The 12,278-nt window shown below is 47.7% G+C and carries 10 protein-coding genes; 7 read left to right on the plus strand and 3 right to left on the minus strand.

What is annotated here, in order from left to right; genetic code table 11:
- Positions 1 to 567: 567 nt before the first annotated feature.
- Positions 568 to 2,709: an ATP-binding protein gene (locus tag NG833_RS20035; RefSeq protein ID WP_254567041.1), complete on the plus strand. Its 2,142-nt coding sequence runs from the start codon at positions 568 to 570 to the stop codon at positions 2,707 to 2,709.
- Between the two features lie 331 nt (positions 2,710 to 3,040).
- Positions 3,041 to 5,233, plus strand: a complete 2,193-nt coding sequence (locus NG833_RS20040; RefSeq protein WP_254567042.1) for an EAL domain-containing protein — start codon at positions 3,041 to 3,043, stop codon at positions 5,231 to 5,233.
- A gap of 258 nt (positions 5,234 to 5,491) precedes the next feature.
- Here the strand turns inward: NG833_RS20040 and NG833_RS20045 are convergent, their stop codons facing one another.
- Positions 5,492 to 6,622: a transposase gene (locus tag NG833_RS20045; protein ID WP_254567043.1), complete on the minus strand. Its 1,131-nt coding sequence runs from the start codon at positions 6,620 to 6,622 to the stop codon at positions 5,492 to 5,494.
- Positions 6,623 to 6,901: 279 nt separating this feature from the next.
- Between NG833_RS20045 and NG833_RS20050 the strand changes: the two genes are divergently transcribed.
- The 4 genes from NG833_RS20050 (at position 6,902) to NG833_RS20065 (ending at position 9,805) form a co-directional block, all read left to right on the plus strand.
- Positions 6,902 to 7,699 carry a hypothetical protein gene (locus NG833_RS20050; protein WP_254567044.1) on the plus strand — a complete coding sequence of 266 codons (798 nt, stop codon included), beginning with the start codon at positions 6,902 to 6,904 and terminating at the stop codon, positions 7,697 to 7,699.
- Positions 7,700 to 7,805: 106 nt separating this feature from the next.
- A complete protein-coding gene (locus NG833_RS20055; RefSeq protein WP_254567045.1) occupies positions 7,806 to 8,816 on the plus strand; it encodes a CHAD domain-containing protein in 1,011 nt (336 codons plus the stop codon).
- A 133-nt stretch (positions 8,817 to 8,949) separates the two neighbouring features.
- Positions 8,950 to 9,597: a Crp/Fnr family transcriptional regulator gene (locus tag NG833_RS20060; protein WP_254567046.1), complete on the plus strand. Its 648-nt coding sequence runs from the start codon at positions 8,950 to 8,952 to the stop codon at positions 9,595 to 9,597.
- Between the two features lie 7 nt (positions 9,598 to 9,604).
- Positions 9,605 to 9,805, plus strand: a complete 201-nt coding sequence (locus NG833_RS20065) for a hypothetical protein (RefSeq protein WP_254567047.1) — start codon at positions 9,605 to 9,607, stop codon at positions 9,803 to 9,805.
- On the opposite strand, the gene NG833_RS20070 is transcribed toward NG833_RS20065, so the two are convergent.
- Together NG833_RS20070 and NG833_RS20075 are read right to left on the minus strand one after the other, a co-directional pair.
- On the minus strand, positions 9,777 to 10,694 hold the full coding sequence (locus NG833_RS20070) for a gamma-glutamylcyclotransferase (RefSeq protein ID WP_254567048.1): 918 nt from the start codon (positions 10,692 to 10,694) through the stop codon (positions 9,777 to 9,779). The two genes, NG833_RS20065 and NG833_RS20070, sit on opposite strands and share 29 nt — an antisense overlap.
- The gene (locus NG833_RS20075) at positions 10,691 to 11,371 is read right to left on the minus strand and encodes an SOS response-associated peptidase (protein WP_254567049.1); all 681 of its coding nucleotides are present in this window, start codon (positions 11,369 to 11,371) and stop codon (positions 10,691 to 10,693) included. Before NG833_RS20075 ends, NG833_RS20070 begins: the two co-directional genes overlap by 4 nt.
- Positions 11,372 to 11,636: 265 nt before the next feature.
- Between NG833_RS20075 and NG833_RS20080 the strand changes: the two genes are divergently transcribed.
- On the plus strand, positions 11,637 to 12,278 hold a 642-nt coding region (locus NG833_RS20080), incomplete at its 3' end, for a hypothetical protein (RefSeq protein WP_254567050.1).

Here is a 12,278-nt window from a genome sequence, read left to right on the forward strand (position 1 = left end):
ACAAATAAATCATCCTTGCTTTGATGCGATCGCACCTAACAAGGCTCTTTTAGCCCGCGCAGGCACCGCTTTGTCCGTGTAGCCCCAGGCTTGAGCCTGCGGGTTTTTTGAAGGTTTTATTTTTTGGAGTTCCCTTAGAGTCTTGAAATTAAAAAACTATAAAGTATTTCTGAAATTGGCAATAATTCAGATAAAGTCAGAGTGACTGGGTGGAAACCATCTGAATCAGAAGAGGGAGGGTGATGAAAGGGGAGTCGAAACTAGAACCGTCGCGCCTATACAGTGAGAAGACCGGCATCGCGAGAGAGGAAATCGGGTTAACTTTGAAGGAAAAAGGCCGATCGCCGGTTCCCGTCAAATTTTGAACACAAAACCCCCAAATTTATAGCTTTCAATTATAATGGAACAAGAATTAGAAAATGTGACTAATGAAGAGGAACTTGTCCCAATCAAAATCGCTCTAACTCTCAGGTAATCCAGCCTCAAAGCAAGAGAAAACTTGGACCGGCAAATCCTGCCTCGGAAGCGGCAAACAGGGGAGAAATTAAGCTGTCAGGGAGACGATGGATGAAAAGTTGCAATCTAGGGACAAAACAAATGATTGAACGGATCAAAGCAATGGCGGTAACCGCAGAGATCGTTCCAGAAGAAATGCAGGTATTCTTTAATCTATCCAGGGAATTGTTGTGCATCAGAAACCGTGAAGGAGATTTCCTGAAGCTCAACGCCACTTGGCAAAATGTTCTCGGCTGGAACCTAGAAGAATTGCGATCGCACTCCTGGCGTGACTTAATCCATCCTGACGATCTCCACCGGACTTTAATGACTGAACAAGCTGCCGATATCGGCCAAGTTTGTCAGATCAAAAATCGATATCGTCACAAAACGGGGGAATATTGTTGGCTATCCTGGCGGATTCTACATCAGGAAACCGGCTTAATTTACGCTGCCGCCCAAACAATTGAAAAGCCAGCAACAGACGAATCCTGGAGTGGGAATCCTGAAACATTCGAGAATAAATTGGGGGAAATTTTCACCCCAAATAGGGACGATTCAGGGGCGGGTAAAGAAACCGGCGTAACTGGAGTCACTGACCGTTTGAAAGCCCGGTTAAACCGGAACGAACCGGCATCTTGGATTGAATCAGCTTCCCTGAAAGCGGTTGAAAATTCCCTAGTTTTCTTTCGGGGGGAACCGATCGCAGACGAGGAGAAAGAAGGGGATAACCTTAATTCCTCGTCCCAGTTCTTATCCAAATTTGACGAATCAGAAGAGTTCTCCAGTCTGGATGAGCAGTCCCCCTCTCCTCTGGCGATCGCTCAGTTAGAGGAACGATTTCTCAAAGTGAATGCTACCTTGTGCGAAATCCTGGGAGATATACACCAGCCCTTGCCCAAAACAACCCAGTCCGAGCTTGAACCGAGTGAGACTTTGGATACATACTGGCAGAAACTCCAACAGATTTGTGGATCAACCGTGCTGTGGAGTGGGCAAATACAAGGAGTGCACAGCCACACCCAGCAACTACAGATGATGCAACAAACCAGAGGTGCGATCGCCACGATCCCCCGGGAAGAACCCAGAATCGCCAGCGATCCCACCACTTTGGCACTCTTAAACGCCACCACCGAATCCTTATACCTCGTTGATCCCCAAGGCATTTTATTAGCCGGTAACCGGATGGCAGCACAACGCCTCGGCCTACAACTGCCGGAAGCCGTGGGACAATGTATGTATCACCGCCTCCCAGACTGGTTAGCTAAAGTGCGTCGCAATTATATAGAACAAGTCATTCAAACCGGGAAGCCAGTGCGATTTAAAGAAGTTCGCAACCAAGCTCACTTTGAGGTTTGCATCTATCCAGCGATGGATTCCCAGGGTGAAGTGACTCATCTGGCAGTATTTGACTGTGATATTAGCGATCGCTGTCAACGGGAAAAGGTGAGGGGTGAGATCAACGCCCAACTGGAACGACGAGTCATGGAACGCACTGCCGAATTGCAATCGGCAAACCAAGAACTGGAAGCCTTTTGTTACTCCGTCTCTCACGATTTGCGTGCTCCCCTGCGGGCGATTAGAGGATTTGCCAAAGCCGTCATCGAAGACTATCAAACGGTTTTAGATGAGACAGGAAAAGATTATCTGCAGCGAGTCTGTGCCGCGACGGAACGCATGAATCAACTGATTGATGACCTGTTGAGTCTTTCCCGGGTGACCCGCACTCAGATGCAACGAAAGCCGGTGAATCTGAGCAAAATGGCCCGGGCGATCGCCACGGAACTGCAAGAGACTCAACGCGATCGCCCCATCCGGTTTAAATTGACCGAGGGTCTGGTGGCTGATGGAGACCCGCACTTGCTGCAAGTGATGTTAGAGAATTTGCTGGGTAATGCCTGGAAATTTACCAGTAAAACCGCCCATGCCTGTATTGAATTTGGCATCAGCATTCCCCCGGTCCTGCCTCCAGGGAAGCGTTCTCCTAGCACATCCAACAAAACTATATATTTTGTGCGAGACAACGGAGCCGGTTTTAATATGAGCTATGCCGATAAACTCTTTGCCCCCTTTCAACGCCTGCATAAAACCAGCGAATTTGAAGGCACAGGGATTGGTTTAGCCACCGTCGCCCGGATTGTTCAGCGTCATGGCGGCCAAGTTTGGGCGACCTCCGAAGTGAATCAGGGGGCCACCTTTTATTTTACCCTGTAATTGGGCGGTAATGGGGTTCCCTCGGGAGATTTGGAACCTGTTGTCACAACCGGCATCCCTTCAATGCTTGGTCGGTTGTGACATCTTGTCCCCAAAAATTGTAGCCGGGATAACAGACAAAAAGCCGGAAATGTAGGTTTGATTATAAGTATTAAATCCATTAATAAAAATTAAAAAATTGCTCAAATTCGCTTAATTTTCCAAATAAATAATGGATGAACTTGAGCAATTGTGTGGTAGAATCAATGAATAATAGCCACTTTAAAAATCCGATATAATCCTAAACTTTACCCAATATTTTTCCAGGACAAAACCACGAAGGAGGATGAAAATGGGGCGACCGTTGCGGGTGCTAATGGTAGAAGATTCCGAGGATGATGCATTGTTGCTACTGCGCGAACTCAAACGAGGCGGTTATGATTTGACCGTAGAACGAGTAGACAATCCTGAGTCCATGAAAGACGCCCTCGAACGGGAAAATTGGGAACTCATCTTAGCGGATTATGCCTTACCCCAATTTAGCGCACCGGAGGCATTAGCGGTGATGCAAAAGATGGGACTGGATTTACCCTTTATTATCGTTTCTGGACAAATCGGAGAAGATGCAGCAATTTCCGCCATGAAAGCCGGTGCTCACGATTATGTGATGAAAGATTACCTGGCCCGATTGATTCCGGCGATCGATCGCGAATTGCGGGAATTTGCCGGACGGCGATCGCGCCTGTTGGCGGAAAAAGCCATGCAAGCGAATGAACGACAACTGCGCGCCGTGTTCGAGTGTGCCCTGGATGCGATGGCCATCTTCAACGACCTCGGCCAATTTACCAACGTCAACCCTGCCGCTTGTACCCTCCTCGGACTCTCCAAAGAAGACTTAATCGGACAGCCGATTTATAAGTATATGGAATCCACCTGTGATTTCAAAACCGGCTTTACCAAATTCCGCACCGTGGGTCGAGACACCGGAGAACTGAAAATTATCCGGTCTGACGGCACTATTCGCGATGTCGAATATTCAGCCAGCGCTAATTTTATTTCCGGCCTCCATTTAGCCGTGGTTCATGATGTGACCGATCGCAACAAAGACCGGGAACAACTGTTGTATAATGCCTTTTACGACCCCCTAACCGGACTGCCGAATGAGGCATGGTTCCTCAACGGATTAGGGCGATCGCTCCGTCATTCAAAACGTCGTCCCCATTATGGCTTTGCCGTCCTCTTTATCGATTTAGATCGGTTTAGCATCATTAAATATAGTTTCGGACACTTAGTCGGAGACCTCCTACTCAATGCCACAGCGCGCCGCCTGGGAACCTGTATAAGGCCAAAAGATACCCTAGCCCGAGTGGGAACCGATGAATTTGCGATTCTCGTCGATGAAATTGACGATCCAGCTACCTCCCTCGCCATTGCCGATCGCATTCATAAAGAACTCACCCTCCCCTTTCAAATCAACGGTCATGATATGTTCAGTACCGCCAGTATTGGCATTGCCATTAACTTTCCCCAGACTCCCGAGTATAGCCAAGCCCCGCCCCCCTCAACCAATGGCAATGGCACCGAATCCTCCTCCGGCAACAGTTTAGAACGGCCCGAAGACTTTTTGCGCGCCGCAGATACGGCCATGTATCATGCCAAAACAATGGGGGGAGGACGGACTGCTGTATTTGAACGCCAAATGCATTCCGGGGCCCTGGCCATGTTACAACTAGAAACTGACCTCAGACTCGCCCTCAAACGCCAGGAGTTGCTCCTGTATTACCAGCCGATTATCGATTTAAAAACAGGGCAGATTGCCGGATTTGAAGCCTTGGTGCGCTGGCAACATCCCCGACGGGGCTTTGTGCTACCCGGGGAGTTTATCCCCGTTGCCGAAGGAACCGGATCAATTGTGCCAATGGGGGCATGGGTCCTAGAGGAAGCCTGCCATCAATTGCAGCAGTGGCAGGAACGATGGCAATCCCTGGGTTTAATCCTCCCGAATCCAGAACGAGGGGAAGGGGGAGGGGCTCCCTTTTTGACCATGAGTGTGAATGTTGCCGGGGTACAGTTTGGCAATCCGGGACTGGTGGATTATATTGACCAGATCCTCCAGCAAACCGGGCTGAGTGGTGCTTGCTTGAAGTTGGAAATTACAGAAACCGCAATTATGGCGGCAGCCGAGTCGGCAGCGAGTTTGCTCACCCAGCTCAAGAAACGCCAAATTCAGTTGTGTATTGATGATTTTGGGACGGGGTATTCTTCCCTGAGTCGGTTGCAACGGTTGCCGATTGATACGTTGAAAATCGATCGCTCTTTTGTGAGTCGGATGAGTAGTGAGGCGGAGAGTTTGGAAATTGTCCGCACCTGTATCGATTTGGCTCACAATTTAGATATGGATGTGGTGGCTGAAGGGGTGGAAACCTTGGAACAGTTGGCTCAACTGCGGGCGTTACAATGTGAATCGGGTCAGGGGTATTTGTTCTCTAGACCCGTGGATGCAACGACGGCAACGGCTTTGTTGATGTCTATGCCGCAGTGGTGATTTCAGTGGTGATTACCGGGCGATCGCATTTTATCCGGAATCTGGTTTTCAAAGGTCTGTCAAAACCGGATTCCGCATGATACCCTCCCTAGAGGAATCGGTTGACATCTCAATCCGCCCCATAGCAGATTGATAATTTCTAATTGTACGGAGGTAGTTTCTAAAGAAAAGAGTGAACTACCGAACGGTGAATCAGAGATTACACCGTCGGCTTCCTACCCAGCAGGCTGCGAGACAGTAGATTTCTTTCGTCCTCTACTATCTCGACTTACACCTGGGCGATAGGCGAACTCCCCGGTCCGGTGAGGATAGAATACGCAGTCCTTCATCTGGGATCTTTTTGGCGGCGTTGATATCTCTGTCATGTTTCGCTTGACATTTCTCGCACTGCCAGAACCTAATATCAAGGGTCAGGCTTTTTACTTGATTTAGGCAAACGTTGCAGGTTTTCGAGCTAGGAAAGAATCGGTCTACCTCAAGGTAAACTTTCCCTTCTTGCTCTGCTTTGTACTTCAGCATGGTGCAGAACTGACCCCATCCCACTTGACTGATAGCCTTGGCGAGACAGTGATTCTTGACCATGTTCTTAACTGCTAGATTTTCGACCACTATGACTTGGTTTTCGTCTACCATCCTGCGTGATAGTTTGTGGTGAAAATCTTCCCTGCATCTAGCTATTTTGTTCTGTACCCCAGCTACCTGCTTTCGGGCTTTATTGCGATTGTTGGAACCTTGAGGTCTTCTGGATAACCGCTTCTGCTTGGCTCTTAGATTTTTCTCATGTTTAGCTAACCAACGGGGGTTGTCAAACTTAGACCCATCGTCGCGGATAGCAAAATGAGTCAAACCTAAATCAATACCTACCGCTTTACCTTCAGTCGTTTTTTCGGGGATATCTTTCCCATCATCGACTAGGACAGAGGCCAAGTATTGACATGAGGCGTTCATCGACACCGTAACGGTTCTGATTGCCCCTTTAATCGGTCTATGTAGTCTGGCATGAACAATTCCCATTTTGGGGAATTTGATGCCATCTTCTACGATTGAGACATTTTGGGGATAACTAATGGATTGGTTACGGTGCTTTGACTTGAATTGAGGATAGGAAGCTCTCCCTTCAAAGAAATTGATAAAAGCCCTGGACAAATTTAGGGCAACAACCTGTAAGCATTGGGAATAAGGTTCTTTCATCCATTCATACTCTTTCTTGAGATTGGTTATCTCTTTCTGAATGGCAAAGCGACCCAGGCCCTTCCCCGTAGCTTTGTAGGTTTCGCTAGTCAGATTGAGAGCGTAGTTCCAAGCAAATCTACAGCAACCAAAACTTTGAGCAAGGTGTCGCCTTTGCTCTGTGGTTGGATAAATTCTGTACTTGGTTGCTCTCAGCATTACCGTGAAAATAATTGGCGATAATATTGTAGCATGACAATCCCACTGATTGTCAATTTTCAGGGTATCGTTCGCGCAGCGTGTGCGAAGCACATACCCTTCAATTGACTTGAGGGGTCCATGTATCCCGACGCTCAATCGAAGATTAGAGCGCGGGACTTATCGCCCCTCAAGCTCCCCAGGAGTTAAAACAGACCTAGGATAGAAGCTGATGAATAGCCAGACGAATTATCCTTAAAGGAAGTAATAATAGAGTAGAAAACAAGAGGAAAATGAATCATGTTATACAGTAAGCTTCCAACAGTCCCAAATCGTGCGGTGATGTCCCCAGAGGAAGCCAGCGCCCCTGAGCATCCCCTGCAAGCTCATTTAAACTTACCCTTACCCTTACCAGAACAAGGGGGACTCGCGGAGATTCGCGGGATCCAATTGCGCGATCGCATTCCCGGCTTGGTTAAACGCCTCCTCCCCTTCGATGGCGAGTTGACTTGGGAATATTGGTGGGCGGTCCCGGGACGGATGTTATTACCGGAAGATGTGGAGTTGTTAAAGCGCGATCGCCATCGGGTGGAAACCATCCTCGCCAAACTAATTTGGCTGTTTGGCGGATATTACTTTGAACAAACCAGCCCCCGCGAAGGGGAATTACAGCCCCTCCATGACTGGCAGCAAATCGTCCAAAGCGCCTACCATTTGGGCTTTAACCAATATCTATTGGATATCGACTACCTCCCCATCGCCATCAAACCCTATAAAAGCCCTCAGACAACCCTCAGCGATTTACCATCCGAGTGTATTGCCGAATGTGTTGCCGTGGAACCCGCCCATTGGCATATCGAATTCTTCCAACTCCAGCCCATTTCTGGGGGTTATGACATTCAAGAACCCAAACCCCTCTGTAGCTGTCAAATTTGGACCGGCAAACCCTTCCTGCGGTCCTGCCAAACCGAAGACTGTGCCGTTCGATATGACTTGTGGATCAGCAAACCTCTGGATATCACGATTCCACCCTGGCGATATCAACCGGAAGAGATTCTGCCTGAATCTAGCGCACGCCCCTCTGAAGTTTGTCAATAACCGTTCAGGGGAAAAGGGTGATACAATGGCCCTTGGTTCCGGTTAATCATATTCAGCCTCAGCATTTTTTTCTGATTAAACTCACTGTTAGGAGTGCTATTCCATCATGAAATCCGATAGCAAACAGTCTGCCAATACCCTCGGAGATTGGGCCAAAATTGCCCTGGAAAAACATTTCCAAAAAACCATTCAATATGAAGAAGATGTCTTAAGCGATCGCGACCCCGAAGCCCTGCATCAGATGCGAGTGGGGATGCGCCGACTGCGATCGGCTGCCAAAGGATTTGCACCGGCATTAGATTTACCCAAAGCCGCCCGCCACAGTCAAATTGGCAAAATCTCCCGCAGTCTAGGCAGTTTGCGGGATTTAGATGTTCTGTTAGAAACCCTAGAAACCCATTATCAAGACGCCTTACCCGACCGAGAAAAAGACGAATTCAAACGGGCCTTAACCCTCTTAAAATCCGAACGGAGTCAAGCCTTTGATGCCGTCAAAGAAACCCTAAACAGCGAAATTTATCTATCTTTTAAAAACAGTTTGGCCGACTGGTTAAACCGCCCCAGTTACGGAGAAATGTCTGTTTTGCCAATTCAAGGTATTCTTCCTGACTTATTATTACCCGAAGTCAGCGACCTATTTCTCCATCCGGGCTGGTTACTGGGAATCAAAACTAAAAAAGGTAAGGTTAAAATAAATAACCTCACCGAGACTGAGGTCGAGGAATTATTCCAAAAACAGGGAGAAACCCTCCACGATCTCCGCAAGCAAGTCAAGCGAGTGCGCTATCAAATGAGCTTGTTTACGAATTTTTATGGGAAAGATTATTCAGAGTATGTTGACGACCTCAAAGAGATTCAAGAGGTTTTGGGTAAAATGCAAGATAGCGTCGTTTTAGCGGAAACTCTCTCCCGAGTTTTGGGCTGCAATCTTCAGGATGCCCTTCCAACTTTAGCTGAAAAACTGCTAGAAAACCGCTATTTGTCCTGGTTAGAGTGGCAACCCCTGCATCAGAAATATTTAGAACCCGAAATCCGGGACCAATTGCGCTTAGAACTGCTGTATCCAAACCCCTCCTCCAAATCAAAAAAAGCCCGTAAAAAAAAGAAAAAGGGCTAAAATAATTTGGCATAACCAAATGGGAACCCAATCTTAACCCAGATTTCCGCCAAGGATTACCTAATCTTTACCTTGAGCCGATAGAGTAAACCTAAAGTTTGTAACCCGGGTTATTGACGGGTAGGTTGTAGGTATGCTTCAAACGCTTAAGGCTGTTCCAGAAACTGATAGGCATCGCGCTAGAGAAGAACGCCGACTGCATTTTTATGCCAAAGGCGATAATATTCCGATTTTATCTCAAGGAATTTGGCAAGTTGCTCAAGGGTTGGTGCAACTGGGTACCCTTTATCCCACCGGAGAAGAGGGACTGTTAGGATGGGTGGGTCCCTCCATGTGTTTTAGTCTGTCCTTTAGCTGCCTGCAAACCTATCACGCCAAAGCTCTATCGGATGTTTATTTGATGTGGTTTTCCCTGCGAGAAGTGGAAGCATCGCCCCATTTAGCCAGGGAAATGTTCCCTCAATTGATGCGACGAATGCGACAGGTAGAAGCCATTCTGGCAATTAGCAGTCAACGCAAGGTAGAGGATCGGTTAATTCAGTTATTATTGCTTCTCAAGCAGGAAATGGGAGAAGCGGTTGCAGAGGGAACTCGGTTACGAGTCCGACTCACCCATTATGACTTGGCAACGGCGATCGCCACCAGTCGCGTGACGATTACCCGAATGTTAGGGAAACTCCGCCGGGACGGCATTATTACTCTGGATTCCAAGCGTCATATTATTATCAAACATGGGGATTTTTTCAGCATGACTCATTGTCCCGTCCTCACAGAGTGGTAACAGAACAATGAGAATTTCCTTTAGTTTTGGGTTAAATCAATCGGGGGAACTCCCTCGATTGATCTCAAATACGGTGATTTCCTCAAAATTAACCCCTTGTTGTCATTCCCGGGTTAAACCCGGAATCCATCTCACCCGGACTAACGGATTTACTGGAGTGGATCCGGACTTGATTGATATCAGTGGCGATCGCGCCAATATCCACTGAGAATTTGGGGACAACCTTTGATATGTGAGGCAAACCCTTGATAAACTAACCGGATGTGACCACTCAAACAAGGCATCCACAGGCGTTGATAAAAGTGAGGATGGTCTTCCAATCGGTCAAGATGGGGGATAATGGTTAAGGGAATATGATAGCATTCACCATACAGGGTTCCGGTTCCCGGGACGTACATGGGATAGGGACCTAAATTGAATAACTCGGCATCGGCGATCGCATCATCTGCGATGTATTCAGCATTTTCTAATAAATAATGATTGATTTCTCCCCGCATCAAACTGCCATACACAAATAAATCCACAAACTCGGTCAGAAACAGGCGATCGGCAGCCGCTAAAACCGCTTGCAGGAGTCCAGTTGGGGTATCTTCCTGGTGAATAGTTCCTGCAATGACGCGACTGGGAGGATTTTCGCGAAGTGCGTCGGAAATGGACGGCGAATCCAGAGTTAACTCCTGTTCCCAAAAGTGGCGATCGCCTTCAGAAATCTCTTCCGAGTTGCAGTTTTGTAAGCAGTCGAACTGATAACGCCACACAGCTTTGACCAAATACCGATAGAAATAGTCATCTTCGAGAAGTTCTGTAAAAAACGTCTGAGTTTTTAATTCTTGGAATAGCCAACTTAAAGCAACTCCATGCCGAGAGGCAACTGCCAGTTGACCCTCTCCAGGCGGTTGCCAATCTGAGGTAATCCTGACTTGTGCTTCATCCCACATTGGAGAATCTCCCCCAAATGTAGAGGCGATTCGCGAATCGCCTCTACATTTAGGGTTTAAGGTTAAAGATGGCGTAAATTTTGTCTGGATTAAAAAGTCAGGTTCAGCGATGCGATCGGCAAGTGCAACCAGGGGGAGATAATTGAGAGAGTGATTCATTGTTCTAAAGCGGCGATCGGTTGTACACAGTCCTGGGAGTCAGTTTTAGGCGTATTCACCATCCGACTCACAGGATAGCAGATCATGGCTTGTGAATCGTAAGGCGTCAGGAGGGGGTGTAATTCCTCCGGAGGAGTTGCCGGATCTAGCCAGCGATCGCGACTGGTAGGAGACAAAATCACCGGCATTCGCACATGAATCCGACTCATCAGTTCGTTTGCTTCCGTCGTTAAAATCGTGCAAGACTCAATCACTTCCCCTTCCGGAGACTGCCAACGTTCCCACAACCCAGCAAAAGCAAAGGGTTGTCCCTCCTTCAGTTGAAAATAAAAGGGTTGTTTTCCTGAATCCGTCGTTTCCCACTCATAGAACCCATCCGCCAGAATCCAACAACGGCGACGACGAAAAGGCGATCGAAACGAAGGTTTTTCCGCCACCGTTTCCGAACGCGCATTAATCAATTTTGCCCCCATTTTCATATCCTTAGACCAAGAAGGAATCAACCCCCACCGCATCATCTGAAACTGACGGTCCTGGGTTTCCTCCTGCTGCAACACCGTAGGAACCGATTGAGTCGGCGCAATATTATATCGAGGTTTTATCTGAGGAATTCCCGCCAATTTAAACAACTCTGCCACCGTTTCAGGCGCTTGATGAAAACTAAATCTTCCACACATAATTTTAGCACATTTAGCGATATTGAAATGATATATTTTGGGGTTCAGAACGGTTTAAGACCGATTGAACCCTGACCCATCCCTACCATTTTAGCAAATCCAAGGGTGTCAGTCCCGTGGCAACTGGCTATTATTTCCCCGAGTCTACCCGCAAGCGGGATGAATTCAGCAATAATAGAAACAGTCTGTTATCCTGCCTGTATTTAGAGAGTCACCCCTCACGCAAAAACCCTTAGAAACTCAAGAGAATGATGGAAAGATTAACATGACCCGAACCGCGCATGACCAATTTGCTAAACAATATTTAGAGGAGTTATTAGCCTATCTCGGCCAAGTCCAAACCAGTCGAGATATTCCCAGCGAAGTCCGACAAGTAGACGTTTATTTTGTCCCCAACGATACTCCATCCACCGCACCAGAAAACCTAGGAATTCTAGCACAAATGGCAACTACTGCTGGGTTATTTGAGGTGTTTAGAAACCCTCCCACCCCAGCAGAAGTCCGAAGCTGCCTCCTGAAACTCTACTCCCTCCACAGCGACTTGGGGAGACAAGCGCGAAGGGAAAAGCAGTCCCTAACGGAATCCGACTTACCCCGGTTATGGATTTTGTCCCCATCTTGTTCTTCAAGACTGGTGAACGGGTTTGGCGCAGAACTGGACCCCTCCGGCAACTGGATGAGTGGGATGTATTTTATGTCAGAATTTCAGAGGACCGCCTTGGTGGCGATCGACCAATTACCCGCCAATCCAAATACCCTGTGGTTGAGAGTCTTAGGCCGAGGGACCACCCAACAACAAGCCATCAACGAATTGCTGACTCTTAAAATAGGGAATCCATTCCGAAACAACTTGCTAGAAATCCTCTCCAACTGGCGCATCAATATCCAACTGAGGCAAAATCAAGAT

It is taken from the genome of Oscillatoria sp. HE19RPO (genome assembly GCF_024220515.1).
Lineage (GTDB): Bacteria > Cyanobacteriota > Cyanobacteriia > Cyanobacteriales > Laspinemataceae > Laspinema.

What these genes read in the sequence shown, in the direction of transcription:
- NG833_RS20065 (WP_254567047.1), top strand. Translation starts at nt 9,605, where the DNA reads ATGAGAATTTCCTTTAGTTTTGGGTTAAATCAATCGGGGGAACTCCCT.
- NG833_RS20050 (WP_254567044.1), top strand. Translation starts at nt 6,902, where the DNA reads ATGTTATACAGTAAGCTTCCAACAGTCCCAAATCGTGCGGTGATGTCC.
- NG833_RS20075 (WP_254567049.1), bottom strand. Translation starts at nt 11,371, where the DNA reads ATGTGTGGAAGATTTAGTTTTCATCAAGCGCCTGAAACGGTGGCAGAG.
- NG833_RS20045 (WP_254567043.1), bottom strand. Translation starts at nt 6,622, where the DNA reads ATGCTGAGAGCAACCAAGTACAGAATTTATCCAACCACAGAGCAAAGG.
- NG833_RS20035 (WP_254567041.1), top strand. Translation starts at nt 568, where the DNA reads ATGAAAAGTTGCAATCTAGGGACAAAACAAATGATTGAACGGATCAAA.
- NG833_RS20070 (WP_254567048.1), bottom strand. Translation starts at nt 10,694, where the DNA reads ATGAATCACTCTCTCAATTATCTCCCCCTGGTTGCACTTGCCGATCGC.
- NG833_RS20060 (WP_254567046.1), top strand. Translation starts at nt 8,950, where the DNA reads ATGCTTCAAACGCTTAAGGCTGTTCCAGAAACTGATAGGCATCGCGCT.
- NG833_RS20040 (WP_254567042.1), top strand. Translation starts at nt 3,041, where the DNA reads ATGGGGCGACCGTTGCGGGTGCTAATGGTAGAAGATTCCGAGGATGAT.
- NG833_RS20055 (WP_254567045.1), top strand. Translation starts at nt 7,806, where the DNA reads ATGAAATCCGATAGCAAACAGTCTGCCAATACCCTCGGAGATTGGGCC.